Annotated in this window: 20 protein-coding genes; 10 read left to right on the forward strand and 10 right to left on the reverse strand. The window is 44.8% G+C overall.

Annotated features, from left to right (window positions below; genetic code table 11):
* Window positions 1-1,473 carry a proline--tRNA ligase gene (gene proS / locus VL525_RS01835; RefSeq protein WP_325382698.1) on the reverse strand — a complete coding sequence of 491 codons (1,473 nt, stop codon included), beginning with the start codon at window positions 1,471-1,473 and terminating at the stop codon, window positions 1-3.
* Window positions 1,474-1,611: 138 nt separating this feature from the next.
* Here proS and VL525_RS01840 point away from each other — a divergent pair, with 138 nt between their 5' ends.
* From VL525_RS01840 to VL525_RS01850, 3 genes are read left to right on the forward strand one after another with little or no spacing between them, the layout of a single operon-like run.
* Window positions 1,612-2,364, forward strand: a complete 753-nt coding sequence (locus tag VL525_RS01840; protein ID WP_325382700.1) for a DUF4905 domain-containing protein — start codon at window positions 1,612-1,614, stop codon at window positions 2,362-2,364.
* A gap of 16 nt (window positions 2,365-2,380) precedes the next feature.
* Window positions 2,381-3,406, forward strand: a complete 1,026-nt coding sequence (locus tag VL525_RS01845) for a LysM peptidoglycan-binding domain-containing protein (protein WP_325382702.1) — start codon at window positions 2,381-2,383, stop codon at window positions 3,404-3,406.
* A gap of 6 nt (window positions 3,407-3,412) precedes the next feature.
* Window positions 3,413-4,057 (forward strand): uridine kinase, encoded by a 645-nt coding sequence (locus VL525_RS01850; protein ID WP_325382704.1) that lies wholly within the window; start codon window positions 3,413-3,415, stop codon window positions 4,055-4,057.
* Between the two features lie 51 nt (window positions 4,058-4,108).
* Here VL525_RS01850 and VL525_RS01855 read toward each other — a convergent pair whose 3' ends face one another.
* Both VL525_RS01855 and VL525_RS01860 read right to left on the reverse strand, forming a co-directional pair.
* On the reverse strand, window positions 4,109-4,765 hold the full coding sequence (locus tag VL525_RS01855) for a 3-oxoacid CoA-transferase subunit B (RefSeq protein ID WP_325382706.1): 657 nt from the start codon (window positions 4,763-4,765) through the stop codon (window positions 4,109-4,111).
* Between the two features lie 109 nt (window positions 4,766-4,874).
* On the reverse strand, window positions 4,875-5,570 hold the full coding sequence (locus tag VL525_RS01860; protein WP_325382708.1) for a CoA transferase subunit A: 696 nt from the start codon (window positions 5,568-5,570) through the stop codon (window positions 4,875-4,877).
* Between the two features lie 188 nt (window positions 5,571-5,758).
* On the opposite strand from VL525_RS01860, the gene VL525_RS01865 reads away from it, so the two are divergent.
* Window positions 5,759-6,235, forward strand: a complete 477-nt coding sequence (locus VL525_RS01865; protein WP_325382710.1) for a hypothetical protein — start codon at window positions 5,759-5,761, stop codon at window positions 6,233-6,235.
* Between the two features lie 60 nt (window positions 6,236-6,295).
* Here VL525_RS01865 and VL525_RS01870 read toward each other — a convergent pair whose 3' ends face one another.
* Genes VL525_RS01870 through VL525_RS01880 form a run of 3 tightly spaced genes read right to left on the reverse strand, consistent with a single transcriptional unit; the run spans window position 6,296 to window position 10,255 of the window.
* Window positions 6,296-7,375 (reverse strand): SGNH/GDSL hydrolase family protein, encoded by a 1,080-nt coding sequence (locus VL525_RS01870; protein ID WP_325382712.1) that lies wholly within the window; start codon window positions 7,373-7,375, stop codon window positions 6,296-6,298.
* Between the two features lie 14 nt (window positions 7,376-7,389).
* On the reverse strand, window positions 7,390-9,750 hold the full coding sequence (locus tag VL525_RS01875) for an endonuclease MutS2 (RefSeq protein WP_325382714.1): 2,361 nt from the start codon (window positions 9,748-9,750) through the stop codon (window positions 7,390-7,392).
* The gene (locus tag VL525_RS01880) at window positions 9,731-10,255 is read right to left on the reverse strand and encodes a DUF4296 domain-containing protein (protein ID WP_325382716.1); all 525 of its coding nucleotides are present in this window, start codon (window positions 10,253-10,255) and stop codon (window positions 9,731-9,733) included. Before VL525_RS01880 ends, VL525_RS01875 begins: the two co-directional genes overlap by 20 nt.
* A 40-nt stretch (window positions 10,256-10,295) precedes the next feature.
* Here VL525_RS01880 and VL525_RS01885 point away from each other — a divergent pair, with 40 nt between their 5' ends.
* The 4 genes from VL525_RS01885 (at window position 10,296) to VL525_RS01900 (ending at window position 13,592) form a co-directional block, all read left to right on the forward strand.
* Window positions 10,296-10,985 (forward strand): YggS family pyridoxal phosphate-dependent enzyme, encoded by a 690-nt coding sequence (locus VL525_RS01885; protein ID WP_325382718.1) that lies wholly within the window; start codon window positions 10,296-10,298, stop codon window positions 10,983-10,985.
* A gap of 71 nt (window positions 10,986-11,056) precedes the next feature.
* Window positions 11,057-11,539: a GNAT family N-acetyltransferase gene (locus VL525_RS01890; RefSeq protein ID WP_325382720.1), complete on the forward strand. Its 483-nt coding sequence runs from the start codon at window positions 11,057-11,059 to the stop codon at window positions 11,537-11,539.
* A complete protein-coding gene (locus VL525_RS01895) occupies window positions 11,536-12,336 on the forward strand; it encodes a DUF3298 and DUF4163 domain-containing protein (protein WP_325382722.1) in 801 nt (266 codons plus the stop codon). Before VL525_RS01890 ends, VL525_RS01895 begins: the two co-directional genes overlap by 4 nt.
* Window positions 12,336-13,592, forward strand: coding sequence for an aspartate kinase (locus tag VL525_RS01900; RefSeq protein WP_325382724.1), 1,257 nt, complete (start codon window positions 12,336-12,338; stop codon window positions 13,590-13,592). Before VL525_RS01895 ends, VL525_RS01900 begins: the two co-directional genes overlap by 1 nt.
* Here VL525_RS01900 and VL525_RS01905 read toward each other — a convergent pair whose 3' ends face one another.
* The 3 genes from VL525_RS01905 to VL525_RS01915 are packed head-to-tail and all read right to left on the reverse strand — an operon-like array spanning window position 13,593 to window position 15,402.
* Window positions 13,593-14,312, reverse strand: coding sequence for a DUF92 domain-containing protein (locus tag VL525_RS01905; RefSeq protein ID WP_325382726.1), 720 nt, complete (start codon window positions 14,310-14,312; stop codon window positions 13,593-13,595).
* Window positions 14,313-14,345: 33 nt separating this feature from the next.
* Window positions 14,346-15,014 (reverse strand): FAD-binding oxidoreductase, encoded by a 669-nt coding sequence (locus tag VL525_RS01910; protein WP_325382728.1) that lies wholly within the window; start codon window positions 15,012-15,014, stop codon window positions 14,346-14,348.
* A gap of 1 nt (window position 15,015) precedes the next feature.
* Complete coding sequence (locus tag VL525_RS01915) at window positions 15,016-15,402, reverse strand: hypothetical protein (RefSeq protein ID WP_325382730.1); 387 nt, start codon at window positions 15,400-15,402, stop codon at window positions 15,016-15,018.
* Window positions 15,403-15,532: 130 nt separating this feature from the next.
* On the opposite strand from VL525_RS01915, the gene VL525_RS01920 reads away from it, so the two are divergent.
* Together VL525_RS01920 and VL525_RS01925 are read left to right on the forward strand one after the other, a co-directional pair.
* Window positions 15,533-16,171: an RNA polymerase sigma factor gene (locus VL525_RS01920; protein ID WP_325382732.1), complete on the forward strand. Its 639-nt coding sequence runs from the start codon at window positions 15,533-15,535 to the stop codon at window positions 16,169-16,171.
* A 51-nt stretch (window positions 16,172-16,222) separates the two neighbouring features.
* The gene (locus VL525_RS01925) at window positions 16,223-16,447 is read left to right on the forward strand and encodes a hypothetical protein (protein WP_325382734.1); all 225 of its coding nucleotides are present in this window, start codon (window positions 16,223-16,225) and stop codon (window positions 16,445-16,447) included.
* A gap of 80 nt (window positions 16,448-16,527) precedes the next feature.
* On the opposite strand, the gene VL525_RS01930 is transcribed toward VL525_RS01925, so the two are convergent.
* Complete coding sequence (locus VL525_RS01930) at window positions 16,528-17,625, reverse strand: fatty acid desaturase (protein ID WP_325382736.1); 1,098 nt, start codon at window positions 17,623-17,625, stop codon at window positions 16,528-16,530.
* Window positions 17,626-18,139 lie beyond the last annotated feature (514 nt).

Below are 18,139 nucleotides of genomic sequence, written 5' to 3' on the forward strand. Positions count from 1 at the left end.
CTAATAGGCCCGCGCAAACAACACCCTTTGTGCCGACGGTTTGCCGGTGCGGATGCATTTGCCTTCTTCTTGTTTATTATCTAACGGTATACAGCGAATGGTTGCCTTGGTCTCATCCTTGATCAGCTGCTCGGTTTCGGCGGTGCCGTCCCAATGGGCCGAAAGGAAACCTGGCTCGTCATCCAGCAGGCGCTTAAACTCATTGTAATCGTTTACCTCGCGGGTATTTTCGGCTCTGAAATCAAGCGCCTTTTTGTAAATATTCTGCTGAATATCTTCAAGTAATTGTTCAATTACGCCGGCCAAACCGTCCTGGTTAACAGTTTCTTTTGTTTTTGTATCGCGGCGCGCCAGTTCAACCGTACCGTTCTGCATATCACGGCTTCCGATAGCTACGCGCAAAGGCACACCTTTCAATTCATACTCTGCAAATTTAGCACCGGGGCGGTGTGTGTCGCGGTTATCAAACTTAACGGTGATGCCTTTTGCCTTTAATTCTTTGGTCAACGTTTTAACGTAAGACGAGATATTCTCCAGCTCTTCATCGTGCTTGTAAATAGGCACAACTACCACCTGTATCGGCGCCAGTTTTGGCGGCAAAACCAGCCCGGCATCATCCGAATGCGACATGATGAGCGCACCGATCAGGCGGGTTGATACCCCCCAGGAAGTTGCCCAAACATAGTCCAGCTTATTTTCTTTATTGGTGAATTTCACATCAAATGCTTTGGCAAAGTTCTGCCCCAAAAAGTGCGAGGTCCCCGCCTGTAATGCTTTACCATCCTGCATCAACGCCTCGATACAATAAGTATCCAGCGCACCGGCAAAACGCTCGTTAGGAGTTTTGCGGCCCCGTACCACAGGCAGCGCCAGCCAGTTCTCAGCAAAATCGGCATAAACGCCCAGCATTTGCTCGGTTTCCGCTATAGCTTCATCGGCTGTCGCATGGGCGGTGTGCCCTTCCTGCCACAGGAATTCGCTGGTACGCAAAAACAGGCGCGTACGCATTTCCCATCTTACCACGTTGGCCCATTGGTTAACCAAAATTGGCAGATCACGGTAGGATTGTATCCAACCTTTATAGGTGTTCCAGATAATGGTTTCTGACGTTGGGCGGATGATCAGTTCTTCCTCCAGTTTGGCATCTTCATCAACAATAATATTACCGTCGCCATCATTCTTAAGGCGGTAATGGGTGACCACAGCACATTCTTTGGCAAAACCTTCGACGTGACTGGCTTCTTTTGAAAAGAAGGATTTCGGGATAAAAAGCGGAAAATAGGCGTTGGAATGACCAGTTTCTTTAAACATCCCGTCCAATACCGACTGCATTTTCTCCCAAATGGAATAACCATACGGCTTAATGATCATGCAGCCCCTAACCGGCGAGTATTCGGCCAGGTCAGCTTTTATCACTAACTCGTTATACCACTGCGAGTAGTCTTCTTCTTTGCTTATTATCCCTTTGCTCATATAAATTTTGTAAATGGCTCATATAAATCCTCTCCAACAGAGAATACTTTATTAACAGGTGCCAAATTTATAAATTTTAAGCTAACAGCCCTGCTATTTTCTGCATAAACCTAAGCACGTAAATGCCATATTTGCAAAATGATGCCGTTTATCCATCATCAGTTTAAAGCAGAGGTATGGCGCCTGGAAATAGACAGCCTGACCAATACCCTGTTTATTGAAACGCGCGACCCGGGCGATAAGAAGGTTTATTTCTCATCCATCAGCCTGGAAACGGGGAAAGTGAACTTTGAAGACCTCCAAACCGAAGAAAGATGGCTCACAGGGATCGAGTGTGCTTATAACGGCGTGGTGGTGCTGCATAATTATCAGTCGGAATCGGGGCCAACACATAAGGGTCTGATCGCGTTGGACGCACATAACGGGGCGTTATTATGGCAGGATTTCAATTCCGCTTTCGACCGTCTGACTATCAATGGGCCCGTGGTATATGATACCCGCTTTCAGCCCCCGAAATTGATGTTGGTAGATATAAAAACAGGTAAACAGGTAAGAAAGTACGAAGCTATGGCAGACCTTGAACCGTTGACTAACCTTGCTTTCCCAACTGAAGCTGAACCTGAATTAGTACTATCATTCCATCTGCCCCTGCATCCTTTGGAAAATACAGTTCATTATCTTGATCACAATAATTTGAGAATTGTATCTTTGCACGCGATTGCAGAAGGGACACTGCGGCAGCATTTGTATATTATGAAGAGCAGTGAGGTGGTTTATGAAGATTTGTTGAATGATGATATACAAAAGTTGCAGCCCGAATCGTTCCTAATGCATAAGGATAAACTGATCTACCTGAAAAACCGTTCACAGTTAAAAGTTTTGAACTTATAAATTACTTCTAAGCACAATGAAATTTAAACTGTTATTTATAACCGCTACCCTTCTATTATTTTCAATCAATGTTTTTGCCCGTCCCGTAGCCGATTCGATCGGTGTTGAAAATCACAACGGGAAAAAGGTGATCATCTATAAAATCAAAAAGAAAGATACTTATTATGCCATTGCCCACCGTTACCATGTAACCCCCAAGGCGGTTATGGAATATAATGACAATGCCAAAATGACTATCGGGCATACTATCAAAGTACCTACCGACAGGCCATTTAAGGAGACTAAACACGAAACTGCAGCCGCTGAAAAGAAACATAAAAAGAAAGGTAAGGAACAACCCGCCGAAGAAGAACAACCTGAACAGCAACAAGTAGTTCAACACGCGGCGCCTGTACAGCCACAACCGCAGCAGCAGGCCCCGCCGGTTGACAATACACCGCCAACACAGTATAAAGTATCGCCAAAGGAGACGCTTTACAGCATAGCTAAACGTTTTAATACGACCGTAGATGACATCATGAAGCTGAATAACCTGACTTCTAATAACATCCAGCCGGGCCAGATATTAAATGTTAAAGCCAACGTGCAGGGAGCGCCGGCCGCGGCTGTTACAACCCAAACAACTGCTGCTCCCGCCCAGGCCTCCAATACAACCGATAGTATTGTTGCCAAACGCGACTCAACGACCATGGTTGTTTCGACACAGGACAGCAGCAATATTGAGGCCTACCACGCCAGTGCCAATAAATTCGGCATATTCGAAAAAGACGAAAGAGGTGCGGCAACCTGGATAGATGACGAAAACCTGGACCCTAACAAAAAGCTGGTGCTGCACCGTACAGCACCAATAGGTACGGTTATCCGTATCACCAATATCATGACCAACCGCACCACCTTTGCCAAGGTAGTGGGCCGCTTTGCCGATAACGAACAAACCAAAGATGTGATCATCGTTATGACCAAAAATGTGGCTGAATCATTAGGGGCGCTGGACAAACGCTTCCAGGTGACGCTAAGCTATGGTGTTCCAAACGAGCAGTAGTTTTTAATGGGAAAAAAGCCGTTCATAATTGGGATAGCCGGGGGCAGCGGGTCGGGTAAAACTTTCTTTCTGAAATGTTTTTTAAAGCATTTTACAACTGATGAAGTTTGCCTGGTTTCGCAGGATGATTATTATCACCCGGTAGCCCAGGGTATGACGGCCGAAGAGATCGCGCTTTACAATTTCGACCTGCCACAAACTATCGATCACGAGCATTTTTTAAGCGATATAGAGAAGCTGATGAATGACGAGACGGTTTATAAAAAAGAATACACTTTTAATAACCTTAACGCTGTTCCAAAAATACTTGAGATAAAACCTGCGCCTATATTGATCGTGGAGGGTTTGTTCATTTTTCATTTTAAGGGCATCGCAGAAAAACTCGACCTGAAGATATTCATCGAGGCTGAAGAAGAAATCGCACTAAAACGCCGCATCAAACGCGATTTTGAAGAACGGGGATATTCGCGCGAAGATGTAATGTATAGATGGGTAAACCACGTGATGCCTGCCTACAATGAATTCTTATTCCCCTACCGGGATGAGAGCCACCAGATCATCGTTAATAACACGCAGCAGGCGGATGAGATCATTTTAGTGACGGAAACTATTTCGAAAGAGTTGAGGGAGAAAGTACTTGACAGCAAATAGTTCATGGTTGATAGTTCATAGCAAAATGAACCATGATTTATGAAGAATATGCTATAACGCCATTTCCGGCACTTCTCCTTCTATCATCAGCTTCCCGGCTGTGGCTGCCTTTATTTCATCGACGCTTACACCCGGTGCGCGTTCCAATAATTTGAAGCCGCCTTCGGGCAATACATCCAGTACAGCAAGCTCGGTTACGATCTTTTTTACGCAATTGACGCCGGTAAGCGGCAGCGTGCATTTGGGCAACAGCTTTGATTCGCCGTTTTTGTTAACATGCTGCATAGCCACGATGATATTCTCGGCCGATGCCACCAGGTCCATCGCCCCGCCCATGCCTTTAACCATCTTGCCGGGTATTTTCCAACTAGCTATATCCCCATTTTCGGCCACTTCCATTGCGCCCAGTATGGTCAGGTTTACCTTTTTCGCGCGGATCATCCCAAAACTCAAGGCGGAATCGAAAATAGCCGATCCGGGCAAAATAGTTATCGTTTGTTTTCCAGCGTTGATCGTATCGGGGTCTTCGTCGCCCTCAAACGGGAACGGCCCAATACCCAGCAGCCCATTTTCCGATTGCAATACCACATCCATTCCTTCCGGGATGTAATTAGCCACCAGCGTGGGTATACCGATACCCAGGTTCACGTAATAGCCATCCTTTATTTCCCTGGCAATCCGCTTTGCTATTCCTTCTTTGTCTAACATAAAATTATAAACTATATCATCGCGAGTAACGAAGCGATCTCTGAACGGACAGGCGTTGCCGATTTGCATGTGCAGAGATGGCCGCGCTATCGCTCGCCATGACTGCGCGTTATTTTTTCCTTACAGTGCGTTGTTCTATCCGTTTCTCATAATCTTTTCCCTGGAATATCCGGTGCACATAAATGCCGGGGGTATGTATGTTATCCGGATCTAATTCTCCGGGCTCCACCAATTCCTCTACCTCGGCTATTGTAACCTTTCCCGCCATCGCCATTACAGGGTTAAAATTACGGGCGGTAGACCGGTAGACAAGGTTACCCATGGTATCGCCTTTCCACGCTTTTACAATAGCATAATCGGCCTCAAAGGCCAATTCCATCAGGTAATCCTTCCCGTTAAAATTGCGGACTTCTTTTCCTTCGGCTACTTCGGTACCAATACCTGCAGGCGTAAAAATTGCCGGCATACCATAACCGGCAGCCATACAACGGGTAGCTAAAGTGCCTTGTGGAATCAGCTCAACTTCCAGTTCGCCGCTCAATAGCTGCCGTTCAAATTCGGCATTCTCGCCCACATATGATGAGATCATTTTTTTAACCTGCCGCTGCTTCAGCATCAAGCCAATGCCAAAGTCGTCAACACCGGCATTATTGGAGATACAAGTAAGATTTTTTACCCCTTTCTTTACCAGCGCCGCTATACATTTTTCGGGCAGCCCGCACAAACCGAACCCGCCCAGCATCAGCGTCATTCCGTCCTGTATATCGCGCACAGCTTCGTCAGCATTGCTAACAACTTTGTTCATATAAAACACGATTAGTAATTTAAGGGATCAGCAAGATGCCTCCTGATGATGAACTTAAATCATTTGCATAAAAATTGGCCGGATAAAACTAAGAAAATAAATCCTATGCATGCATAATAATTAACCGGTGGTTTTTAAAACAATTAAAAATATCAGCGATTGTATTAATAGTGCTAATTTTTAAAAATATGCTAAAAGAAAATGAAACGCCGCATCCTGGCCGGGACGAACACGATGCGCAACACAACGAAAATTCAGTTAAACCCAATGCTTACCGTGTTGAGGATGATAGGAACCTGGATGAAAAAGACCTTAAAACGCATTACTTGTTTGGTGACGGCAAAATGAAAGACCCAAATGCTCCGGGCATGGAAGGGCAAGGCATGGGTGGACAGGCATTCGGCCAAAATAACCTGACACCATCAGGTAATGATAAGGATAACCCATCGCAAACCGCAGGGACGGGCAACGCCTATTTCAACCGTACACAACCAGCCGAGGAGCATCCTGAAAATTCCAATTTTAAACCGGGAAAGGAAGCCAACACTTACCAGGAAGGCACGGCCGATAATGACGGCAAGGGTGATGAGCAAACTAATATACCCGGCCCAAATGAATTGCCGGATCAGCAGAAAGTAGGCGAAGATAAAAACACGATTGAATGATTTAAGCGATCAAATATGATCTTGTCAAATCGTTAAATCCAGCGACTGTGTGTTCGTGTTTTACCATTTAATGTTTTGCTCGATAAATGCGATCAGGTCGTCGGCCATTACCCGCTGTTCTTTTACGCTGGGGTGCCCGGGCGTATTTTTATAAGGGAAAAAATAGGTCAATATATTTTTGTCCCCTATTTGCGCCACAGCTTTGGTAATATAGCCCGGCCACGCCGATCCTTCTTTTGTCGCATCCATACTGCCTAAGGCGCAAATGATCTTAGTCCTGGGGTATTTGTTCCGGATTGACTTCACAAATTCCTTATATGCTTTTACAATTTGCTCTTCGGTAGGGGCTTTGTCGCCAAACCGTGCTTTAAATTGCGGGTTATCGGGCATTTTGGTTATCCATACATCATTTTGGAACAAATTGATAACCACCAGGTCGGGTGTATATTTAGAGAAATCCCATTTGCTTTCGGAATCGGTCGGATCGTTGCGGTCATACATTTCCGGCATGATCTGGGGGAACCAGCTAACCAGTATACCGATACCGCTGCGGGCGATAACGTTAAATTCGGCATCAAAATGTTTAGCCGTTAGTGTAGCATAACTCAAATAGCCATTTTCGTAAGGCGCCGTGCCCCTGTCCTGCCCTGTGGTATCAATATCTGCGTAACCGCAGGTAATGGAATTACCGTAAAATTCTATTTTACGTTTGTTAACCGGTGGCGCAGCTAATGTTAATGAACCTTTATCCAGGGCAAACTGGTACAACCATACCTTGCCCATTGTCCATTCGGTGCGTTTGAACAATTCGACTGTATGCTTACCGGCCGGTAAACCCGAGGCCAGGGTATATTCTTTTTTTACGCTATCGGCCTGCAGCACGGATATCACCTTACCGTCGACGATCACGTTGATAAAGTTGCCTGCATGTTCGTCCTTTAAAGTAGCTTTTACACCCGTTCCTGTAAAATTGATGCTCGCGCTTGAGGCCGACCACGACAATTCGGTAGCTTCATCCTGCATCACAACACGGCCCATGTATTTTATATGCGGGTCGTGGCTGCGGATAACAACAGTTTGCGCGCGGCAGATAAGGGATGCCCCGCCAATAATTAAGGTGAGCAGGTATTTGGTTCTCATTTGGTTTTAGGTATTTACTTCAAATATACATAAGTGATGCCGTCTCCGCCCCTGTCGGCGTGTTCATCTTCCATACGCCCTACGGCATCATATTTTTTCAGGTAATCGCGAATCAATTTACGCAAAATACCATCACCTTTTCCATGTAATATTTTCAGGCTGCCAATACCCATCATCAGCGCCCTGTCCAGCAGCTTTTCAATTTCATAAAGCGCTTCCTCTCCCCTTTTTCCGCGCACATCTATTTCGGGACTAAAATTCGCTACATCTCCAGTGCCGGCGCTAAAGCTTCGCCGTATCTCTTTCGGCACTTCCTTTTTGGATACTTTTTGAACCCGGCCCTTCTTCGCCACGGTGCGCAGATCGCCGATAGCGATGATCACATTTTCCTTAACTATTTCCATCACCTGCCCGGTAGTCTCCGAACCGGTAAGCTTCACCCAATCGCCGGGTTTCAGCCCTTCATTTGCCTTTGCGGGCCTGGCTGGTTCTGTTTTTGCCGTGTTCTTTTCCAGCTCCCGGCTCAGGTTTTCACGTAACTGGCGCGTTTTTTCTTTATCGGCATTGCTGCTTTTAATGCCTGATATGGTATTCTCAACCAGCTTGTTGGCATTCAGGATAATGTTCTTCGCCTCCTGTTTTGCATCGCGGATGAGCGCTTTTTTATTTTCCTCTAAATAGTTTTTCAGCTTTTCATTCTCGGTCAGCAAACTGTCCATTTGCCTCTGCTGCTTATCCAGCTTTAGTTTGGTATCAAATATCTCTTTTTTCTCCCGCTCCAGGTCGACCAGCAAAGTATCTACTTTCTTTTGATTGACGCCGACCTTATTTCGTGCCAGGTCGAGCACTTGCTTTGGCAGGCCGATCTTTTGGGCTATCTCAAAAGCATAGGAACTACCCGGCTTGCCAACTTCAAGGATATATAAAGGCCGCATTTGCACATTGTCGAATAACATGGAAGCATTCTCGATACCCGGTGTGTTACTGGCGAAAAGCTTCAGGTTTGAATAGTGCGTGGTGATAACGCCACGGATCTGCTTTTGGTTCAGCGTCTCCAAAACAGCTTCCGCTATCGGGCCGCCAAACTGCGGATCGGTACCTGTACCAAATTCATCAATCAGCACCAAAGTTTTACCATTGGCCATATCAACAAAATTTTTCATTTTGGAGAGATGTGCGCTATAGGTACTCAGGTCGCTCTCAATAGATTGATCATCGCCAATATCGACAAACATTTGTTTAAATACCCCCACGGTACTTACATCCGAGGCCGGTATCAACAACCCTGCCTGGGCCATCATTTGCAGCAGTCCCACGGTTTTCATACAAACCGATTTGCCACCAGCATTAGGCCCCGATACTACAACAATGCGGGTTTCTCCATCAATAGTCACATTTAATGGCACAACCGTTTTCTTTTCGGCTTTGAAGCTTAAATAAAGCAAAGGATGGCGGGCATCCTGCAATTTTAATTTAGCATCATTTACCAAAATCGGCATTTCCGCCTCAATATCGATGGCAAACAAAGCTTTGGCGCGAACGAAATCTATTTTGGTCAATAAGCCATGATAGGATAACAGCAAGGGCACATAAGGCCGTAATTCATCGGTCAGCGCCGTCAATATCCTTACTATCTCGCGGCGGCGCTCAAATTCAAGGTCGCGGATGTTGTTATTCAGCGAAAATACCTCTTCGGGCTCGATATAGACCGTTTGACCAGAGGCAGATTCATCATGAATGAAACCTTTCAGCTTACGCTTATTTTCGGCAAGCAAGGGTATGCATAGCCTGCCATCCCGCACAGTCAGCGAACCATCGGCTGTCCATCCGTTAGCCGTGGCATTTTTAAATATCTGATCGATCTTGCGCCTGGCTTCCTGTTCGGCTTTGGCTATACCGGCTGTTATATCAGCCAATTCGCGGGAGGCGTTCGGCCTGATCTTTCCCTTTTGGTCGATAACGGCCTCTATTTTTTTAAGAATGGATTTTTCAATGGGCAGATGCTCAAACAGGGCTTCCAGGTTAGGATACAACCCCTCCCGCTGATTGAAATAAGCGATAACAGCAAAAACGGTAGATAACGAAGCCTGCACCTGGTAAAATTCATCTTCGCTTAGGAACGCGCCTTCTATCTTCGCCTTGTTGGCGAGTGACTTAATATCGAAGAAGTGATGAATAGGCAATGCCTCATCATTTTCCAGTATATTTTTAAATTCGTTGGCCTGGCTTAAAAATTTCAGGATCTGGTCGTAATTGTTCATCACCTGTATCTTATCGACCATTTGCTGGCCCATAACACTCAGGCAATGTGCTTTTATCAGTTCCTTTATCTCGGTAAAGCCAAGCTTTTCAACACTATTTGATGGGATGAGCATTGGGCTTACGCTTAAAGGGTATAAATCGTTTGATAGGGGCCGGCTGGGTACGCGGTTGGGTTTTTGGCGTATCAATTGGTTTTACTTGCGCCGCCGGCTGTTTGGGCAATTTTTTAAGAGAGTCGGCCTTTCTTTTTGCATCAGCCGCTATCTGCTGCTGATTAACTTTATTGAGCGAATCCGACTTCTTTTTCAACATATCCGATACCTGTTCATACATCTTCACAAGTAATTCGGGGTTTTGCGAATAATACTGAAGGCTTTTTTTGAATTGATTGGAATCGGTATGAAAACTCCTGAACACCAACAGATATTTGGCCGTGCCATATTTATATAAGCTATCTGGCACCTGCATTATATTATACATACTGCCATCGGTAATATGTATCTGGGTCAGCAGCCTGGTCATCCTGTCGGGCTGTATGATGTTGTCGGGTACGCGGTCGCCACCGCAAGCCCCGCAGAAAAGCAATAGTGAAAAAAACAGGATATTATATTTTTGCATTCTTTATTTTAGCGGCATTAATAAGCAAAACTACGGATAAATGAGCATAGCAGATAACATCAAAAGCTTAAAAAACGAAACGTCGGTCATTCATGTAACGCTCATAGCCGTGTCCAAAACCAAATCAAACGACGAGATCATGGAGGCCTATGATGCAGGACAACGTTTATTTGGCGAAAATATGGTGCAGGAACTGGTAGAAAAGTACGAATCGTTGCCGAAAGATATCCAATGGCACCTGATCGGTCATCTGCAAAGCAATAAAGTAAAATACATTGCACCGTTCATAACAATGATACAATCTGCCGACAGCCTTAAACTGTTACAGGAAATTGATAAGCATGCGCAAAAAAATAACCGGGTGATCGACTGCCTGCTGCAGGTGTATATAGCTGATGAGGAAACCAAATATGGCCTGGGTTTCGATGAAGTGATCGAATTGCTCCGTTCCGAAGAATTCGCTGCCTTAAAACACGTCAGGATACGCGGCATGATGGGCATAGCGACCAACACGGAAAGCGAAAAGCAGATAAAGGAAGAATTTTACGAGTTGAAGACTTTTTTCGACGGCATTAAGCAAAGCTATTTCAGAAAGGAAAATAGTTTTGATACCTTATCGATGGGCATGTCATCCGATTATAAGATCGCTATCGAACAGGGAAGCAATATGGTGCGGCTGGGGAGCACGGTATTCGGGCAGCGGGTGATAAAGCACTGGAAAAATAATTAATACAGCATTCAGGCATTAATCAATTACATTTTATCCGGGTCATCAAACAATGGCCCGGTCATCACTGACAAATGAGCAATAACCAAATACAATTAAGAATTGCAAAACGCGGGGACTGCCCGCGACTGATGGAGCTGGTAAATGAACTTGCGCTATTTGAACGGGCTCCGGATGAGGTTAGCGTAAGCCTTGAAGAATTTGAAGCGGCCGGTTTTGGCGCCAACCCGGTTTGGAAAGCTTATGTTGCTGAATGGGAAGGGTTCATTGTCGGTTTCGCTATTTATTATGTGCGTTACTCCACCTGGAAGGGCTGCCGTCTTTACCTCGAGGACCTGATCGTTACTGAAAGCTGGCGGGGTAAGGGTGTTGGCAAGCTATTATTTGACAAGATAATACAAGAGGCACAGGAAATGGGCTTTAACGGCATGACCTGGCAGGTACTAGACTGGAACGAACCTGCTATCAAATTTTATAATAAATACGAAGCCGCCATTGAAGATGGCTGGCTGAACGGCTCGCTTTCGAAAGAGCAAATTAAAAATTATAAGGTATGAATCGCTGGATAAGTTTGTTGGTTGTTGCTGTATTTTGTTTATGCTCGTGCCATAGGTCGGCGCCTAAGGGCCAGTCGGCACCGGCAAACGACACGTTGCTGTATACGTATAAAGTTGTTAAGCAACGGGCCCCGGACTGCGGTGATAAAGCAGACACCTCCTGTACGGTTGCAAAAGTGACCTACCCTTTTTTTCCGGAACAGAAAATCCTGAATGACACGGTGGTTGGAAGATTGCTCGGCGCTTATTATACCGGTGACAAACCCGATACCAGTTTGCAGCAGCAGGTTCAAAAATTTATTCAGTTTTATAATTATGATACTACCCGCAACGCCGACCACCCGAATGTGTTTTATACTTTGGAATCGAGTGCAACTGTGGTTAGGCAGGACTCCAGCCTTGTCACATTGCAGATAGACAGGTACACCTACGACGGTGGTGCACACGGAAGCGATTATACCGGCTTTATTAACTGGGATATAAAGGCTGCGAAAACGATCAGGCTCGGCGATGTCCTGTCGCCCGGGAATGAGGAGAAATTAAGAATTATTGCCGAGAAAATATTCAGGAAGCAGGAGAAGTTAAGCGATACAGGCCCGTTTACCAGCTACTCTTTTACGGGTTCCAAATTCGCCCTCAACAATAATTTCCTGATAACTCCTATCGGTATCAGTTTTTTGTATAATGAATATGAGATAAAGCCATATTCGGAGGGTCAGACAACCCTTTTAATACCTTATTCACAAATTAAATCCTTATTGCGGCCAGGTACTGTGATAAGCCAATATATCAGGTAATGCTTGTATTCAAATTTGGAGGGGCATCGGTAAAGGATGCCGCCGGGGTGATAAACCTTTCAGAGATCGTCAGAAAATATTCCGGCCGGCAATTGCTCATTGTAGTTTCTGCAATGGGCAAGACAACGAATGCGCTCGAACGGCTTACCAAAGCTTATGTGGATGGCTCGGATGAACTTCACGACATTTTTTTTGAGATCAAGGATTATCATTTCAATATAGCAAAACAGCTTTTCGATCCCTCGCACGCTATATTTAATGAAGTCGCGAATACTTTTGTCGAGATCGACTGGATGATAGAGGACGAACCGCACGACGACTATGATTTTATTTACGACCAGGTCGTCTCGATCGGTGAGTTGGTATCGACCCGAATAGTTGCGGCCTATCTTAATCATTCAGGCATTAAAACGCAATGGGCCGACGCGCGCGGCTATGTCCATACCGACAACAACTACCGGGAAGGAAATGTGGACTGGGAGAAGACCAGGACGTCTATCCAAAACGACATTCCTAAACTGCTGGAAAAAGGCATTGTAGTGACGCAGGGATTTTTAGGCGGAACGTCGGAGAATTTCACTACTACGCTGGGTCGTGAGGGCTCTGATTACACGGCTTCCATATTTGCCTCATGCCTGCAGGCCGAATCGGTTACTACCTGGAAAGACGTGCCCGGGATTCTGAACGCCGATCCAAAGTTTTTTAACGATACCGTCAAATTCGACGAATTATCGTATACCGAAGCAATTGAAATGACCTATTATGGTGCAAGCGTCATCCACCCAAAAACTATTAAGCCGCTGCAAAATGCCAAAATACCGCTGCTCGTAAAGTCATTCAACCACCCCGACGAGCCGGGAACAATTATCAGAGAAACTGCTGAAACCACGTTTGAAAAGCCGGTGATCATACTGAAGCAGAACCAGGTATTGTTGTCTATTTCAGCGAAAGATTATTCATTTATTTCCGAGATGCATCTGAGCGAAATATTCAGCCTTTTCGCCAAAAACCAGGTTAAGGTAAATATTATGCAAACGTCGGCTTTGAGCTTTAGTGTGTGCTTTGATCTGAAATATGAGCGCTTTGAAAAGCTTTTGGTTGCGCTTGCCCCCAGTTTTAAAGTAAAATATAACGAGGATATCTCGCTGATAACCGTACGTCATTACAAACTCGGCGCGCTGCGCGACCTGGTTGCAGGCAAAACTGTATTACTGGAGCAGATAAGCCGGAATACTGCCCAAATGGTGGTGAAATGATCACCTGGCCAGCACTATCCATACCAGCATAGCAAGGGCCGCTACCAGCGTATTCAGGAAATTAACTGTATCGTTCCCGATGTACTTCTTCCGCTCGAAAAGGGCGCCAAGGAAAGAATCGGCAAGGTTACCAATGGTACCCGTGAGAACGATCATCATGAACCATGGGTGGCCCACATGGCTCCGCATCACTATAGCTGCAATTACCGCAGAACCAAGCATGCCTATCAACAGCCCTTCGATACTGATAACGCCGTCAAGTCCTTTAGCCTCCTTTTTAAAAGTTACGATATTGAAAAACCGTCGCCCGTAAACCATCCCAAGTTCTGACGATAACGTATCAGCCGTTGCGGCAGATAATGCCGCGGCCATCATCAGCCTGAATATATCAGCATAATGATGAAAAAGGAACGCCAGCAGGGCCATTGCAGCAGCTACACCGCCATTAGCAAGTACCTGCCATGCATTGCGTTTGGCCGACCGGTCGGTTATCGCCTTAAAAGGTGATTTCTCGTTCTTTTTCCAGCTTGTTGCCAGGGTGCCAAGTATAAAGAAGGCCGAAAGCATACCTAAACCGATGTACCTGCCGCCGGCAAATACCAGCAATCCCACTATTGCGCCTGCTGTACCCCCACCCGGTGTTAGTTTGCCTGCCTTTACCGCCAAAGCAGCCGCAACAACCAGGAAAATTATTACAAACAAATAGTCGTATACAGCCATTTTGTGATGGGAATGGCCGTAAATTTATAAGGATTATTCTTCTATTACGATCTGATCTTTTGTTTTGCCCATTTCCTCCAGAAATCCTACCATGGCTTCAGTAAACTTATCGGGGCCGCATACATAGTAATATTGCGTGTCGTCCGCGGCATATTTTTGAAGCAGTTGTTTATCGATATGCCCCCGGAGGAATTTTGGGTCATCGGTTTTATCCAGGACATTGATAAAGTTGTCGCCGAGCATCATTTCGAACTCGTCGCGCAGGATAATATCTTCTGCCGATCTATTGGCAAACAGCAGTTTGCAGCCTTTAATATTTCCATCCCTGTATAATTGGCGCAGGATGGCAATAAATGGCGTTACCCCCGCCCCGCCCGCAATAAATAAACCAGGGCCCTTGAAATTGATGGCACCCCAAACATCGTGGATTATAAGTTCGTCGCCGGCGTTTATATCCTGCAGCTTATTGGTCATTCCATCATGATCGGTATATAGCTTAATGGTAAACTGCAGGTTGTCCCAATCGTTCAACGACGTAAATGTGAAGGGATGCAAGTCATCCCTCAACCCTGTCCTGTTTAGCGATACGTCTGTAGCCTGGCCGGGAACAAACTTGTAACCTTTAGGTTTTTCAAAATCGAACTGCTTTACATTATGCGTAACAGGGCGTGTTGCAAGTACTTTTACGATATGTTTTTCCATTTTATTTATTTTGATCAGTTACTGCACTAAGCTTTGCCAGCGAGAATGCACCAATAGCCATTGCCAGGTCGCGCACAGCTACATCCAGGTAATTGCCGCTTGCTAACAGGCTTAAAGCGATGAGTATCAGCCACGCGGAAACTATGTATGCTCCTTTGGCGGGCTTTGCCAATACAATTATACCAGCCACTATTTCTATCACTCCCACTATCATCATAAAAACCGATGGTTTAAAGGGCAATGCTGATGCCAGGGAAGGATGTAAATATTTTGCCCAGTCTGTAAGTAAATTGGTAAATTTATCTGTACCGGCTGCAATAGGTATCAACCCGTAGGTGAATTTCAAAAGCGTCTGAACGCCGCTGATCGTTTTCATTTTCTCGTCCATGATTAAATTTGATTTTTATTATTAGAGAGAAGTCGGAAAACAAGGGTTACAAAATCTAATTTGCAATAAAATGTAACCCTTTCACTTTATTGATACTCTATTAATAACATTAATAGTATTAATCTGTTTTATGATGCCCCAGCAGCAAGTAATAACGCCGGCTACCGAAGACAAAGAAATTATAGCACGAATTTTAGCTGGTGAAAAACACCTGTACGAAAACCTTATGCGGAAATACAACTCGCGTATGTTCAGGATCAGCATGTCTATCATTAATGATGATATGGACGCAGAAGATATTATGCAAACCGCTTATATCAGTGCTTACCAGCAACTTCGTTCTTTCACCGGAAAATCGGCTTTTAGTACCTGGCTGATACGAATATTGATAAACGAGAGCCTGCTTCATAAAAAACGCCGATTAAGGCGGCAGGAAATATTAAGCAAACAGGAAATTATAGAATCCCATAACGATACCCCGTTAAACAGTCTTATGAACAAGGAATTGAAAAACATACTGGAAAAGGCCGTACTAACCTTACCGGAAAAATACAGGCTGGTATTTGTAATGCGTGAAATAGAGAATATGAGCACCTGCGAGACAATGGATGTGCTAAACATCGGTGAATCAAATGTTAAAATAAGGCTGAATCGCGCCAAAGAAATGCTGAGAAATGAACTGAGCACCCAATTTAAATCGCAGCAGCTTTTTGATTTTCATCTTACACGCTGCGACAGGGTGGTAAATTTTGTAATGGACAGGATATAATTGACGCCACAGACAAAAAATTATTTTACATTTGTGCCAAATTAATACAAAATGAAAGCAACCAGTATATTCATCACTCTTGCAGGCATAGCTATCCTGATAACTTGCCTTATTTATTTCAGGCCGGCGCTGAATGTCGTTGATTCTGACCCTATGACCATTAACCCTAAAGGCGGTATGACGTCTGAGTGGCCCTTGTTTATTGGTATCCTTACCACGTTTGTAGGTGTTATTTTCTTTTTCATAGCCACAAACGATAAAACAGCAAAAAAATAATTTAACAAATTTCCGTTTTATAAACAAAAAGGACATATCCTTGTGGATATGTCCTTTTTGTTTATGCGGCGATAAACTTATCAGCCTATTTTTATCCGGCTGCTAAGTTCAGCGGTGTTAACGGACAGGGCGCTGCTGGTCTCTGTTTTCCTTTTACTCTCCAGGTAAGGCTGGTGATATTGCTTGTAAAAATCCTTTTTTGAGTCTTTGTATGATTTTACGGCGCCTATCATGCTCATAAACTTGATGTAATACCAGGCAGTATCTACCTGGTGGGGCCTGAAGCCGCTTCGCGCACTTTTAGGGTATAAATGGTGGTTATTGTGCCATTCGCCGGCTACAATACCCGGCCAAAGCTGGTTAATGGAATTATCTTTCTGGTTATGATCTACCCCTTCGCGTTTTTTATCCTTGCCTTTACCGTGCCCTTCGTAGTTAAATGTCCGCACGCCAATGGCCCAAAAGCCGGCCGAGCCAAATATGCTGCAAGCAAGCGCATGGCCGCCAATCAAATAAAAGGCCAGGTACCAGAAAGACCAGTTGAGCACCCATGACATTACTGCCCGGTATGGATTTACATACGAACCCCACTTTTGATATTGCTCATAGGTGTTTGCCTTTACACCTGTATGTTTCATCAGCGACTTGACACGGCAATAATCATCGGCTGAAAGGTCCTTGGCTATAGGCTGGTGGTTTACATCGGCCAGGAAACAATACCAAAAACCGGCTTCGGCATTGTATGGGTCGCCGGGCTGGTCTGACTTAGCATGATGAACGTGATGGGATATGGCGTATATCTCCTCGGGTATGATACTGATGGTAAGATTTTGGGTAAAAAACCGCCAGAAAGGGTTGCGAAACTGGTAAGCGCCGTGCGTGCAATACCGGTGATGCCAGATGGTACCGTGGGTGCCGAGGATGATCATGCTATACAGGAAACCTATCAGCAACATCCATGGGTCCATATATTTAAAAAGGTATAGCAGGAAAAAAGGCACCAGGCATAATACCTTAAACCAGCTAAAAAAGGGCAACCAGTTTTTACGGTTGCTGAAAACATTAAGCCTCGAAAAAAATTCTGCAAGTATCTGACTGACTTTCGGCTTTACCAGGTCGCCGTCACTATCCTTCCATCCGTATGCAGGTGGTTGTAATACATGGTCTAAAAATGCCATTTAATTAAATAATTAGAGTTTATTAGTTAGGGTTTATTAATTGGTTCAATACGTTAAGCGCAGCATTTGACTGTCAATGGCTGCGATATAATTTAATTGGCCGCTTAAAATAGCCGCCACATATAGCTTAGCCCGCCCCTCCGGCGTATGCCCTTCCATACCGGTTGTTGTTAATAAGCACACAACAATCGCGGGGCCGCACCGGCTTCCGTTGCATATATCGTTTATAAAAATTGTTGAAATAACATTTATTTGCCTGCTTTGGTATTAAGCTTAAAGATCACCAAAACGAAACAGGCAAAGTCTAAGAAATATGACCCAGAGTGGAACGTACTAAAGGTAAATTTTTTTTACGTAAAACTGACAATTGTTGCAACTTATTTTAACTCCAAAAAGATGTACTGGGAAATTATACGTGGATTATAGTCCTGGTTGTCCATTAAGAGTTATCAGAGTGACTGCGTCTGTCGGTACGCACGGGCGTGCGGCATGTGACTTTTGGTAAATTGTTGTA

This window comes from Mucilaginibacter sp. (assembly GCF_035492695.1).
Taxonomy (GTDB): Bacteria; Bacteroidota; Bacteroidia; order Sphingobacteriales; family Sphingobacteriaceae; genus Mucilaginibacter.

Excerpts from the sequence above, each read along its gene's own strand:
- VL525_RS01920 (WP_325382732.1), top strand. The coding sequence starts at position 15,533 with ATGATGCCCCAGCAGCAAGTAATAACGCCGGCTACCGAAGACAAAGAA.
- VL525_RS01860 (WP_325382708.1), bottom strand. The coding sequence starts at position 5,570 with ATGAACAAAGTTGTTAGCAATGCTGACGAAGCTGTGCGCGATATACAG.
- VL525_RS01885 (WP_325382718.1), top strand. The coding sequence starts at position 10,296 with ATGAGCATAGCAGATAACATCAAAAGCTTAAAAAACGAAACGTCGGTC.
- VL525_RS01850 (WP_325382704.1), top strand. The coding sequence starts at position 3,413 with ATGGGAAAAAAGCCGTTCATAATTGGGATAGCCGGGGGCAGCGGGTCG.
- VL525_RS01925 (WP_325382734.1), top strand. The coding sequence starts at position 16,223 with ATGAAAGCAACCAGTATATTCATCACTCTTGCAGGCATAGCTATCCTG.
- VL525_RS01845 (WP_325382702.1), top strand. The coding sequence starts at position 2,381 with ATGAAATTTAAACTGTTATTTATAACCGCTACCCTTCTATTATTTTCA.
- VL525_RS01905 (WP_325382726.1), bottom strand. The coding sequence starts at position 14,312 with ATGGCTGTATACGACTATTTGTTTGTAATAATTTTCCTGGTTGTTGCG.
- VL525_RS01865 (WP_325382710.1), top strand. The coding sequence starts at position 5,759 with ATGCTAAAAGAAAATGAAACGCCGCATCCTGGCCGGGACGAACACGAT.
- VL525_RS01840 (WP_325382700.1), top strand. The coding sequence starts at position 1,612 with ATGATGCCGTTTATCCATCATCAGTTTAAAGCAGAGGTATGGCGCCTG.
- VL525_RS01870 (WP_325382712.1), bottom strand. The coding sequence starts at position 7,375 with ATGAGAACCAAATACCTGCTCACCTTAATTATTGGCGGGGCATCCCTT.
- VL525_RS01890 (WP_325382720.1), top strand. The coding sequence starts at position 11,057 with ATGAGCAATAACCAAATACAATTAAGAATTGCAAAACGCGGGGACTGC.
- VL525_RS01855 (WP_325382706.1), bottom strand. The coding sequence starts at position 4,765 with ATGTTAGACAAAGAAGGAATAGCAAAGCGGATTGCCAGGGAAATAAAG.
- VL525_RS01880 (WP_325382716.1), bottom strand. The coding sequence starts at position 10,255 with ATGCAAAAATATAATATCCTGTTTTTTTCACTATTGCTTTTCTGCGGG.
- VL525_RS01910 (WP_325382728.1), bottom strand. The coding sequence starts at position 15,014 with ATGGAAAAACATATCGTAAAAGTACTTGCAACACGCCCTGTTACGCAT.
- VL525_RS01930 (WP_325382736.1), bottom strand. The coding sequence starts at position 17,625 with ATGGCATTTTTAGACCATGTATTACAACCACCTGCATACGGATGGAAG.
- proS (WP_325382698.1), bottom strand. The coding sequence starts at position 1,473 with ATGAGCAAAGGGATAATAAGCAAAGAAGAAGACTACTCGCAGTGGTAT.
- VL525_RS01895 (WP_325382722.1), top strand. The coding sequence starts at position 11,536 with ATGAATCGCTGGATAAGTTTGTTGGTTGTTGCTGTATTTTGTTTATGC.
- VL525_RS01875 (WP_325382714.1), bottom strand. The coding sequence starts at position 9,750 with ATGCTCATCCCATCAAATAGTGTTGAAAAGCTTGGCTTTACCGAGATA.
- VL525_RS01915 (WP_325382730.1), bottom strand. The coding sequence starts at position 15,402 with ATGGACGAGAAAATGAAAACGATCAGCGGCGTTCAGACGCTTTTGAAA.
- VL525_RS01900 (WP_325382724.1), top strand. The coding sequence starts at position 12,336 with ATGCTTGTATTCAAATTTGGAGGGGCATCGGTAAAGGATGCCGCCGGG.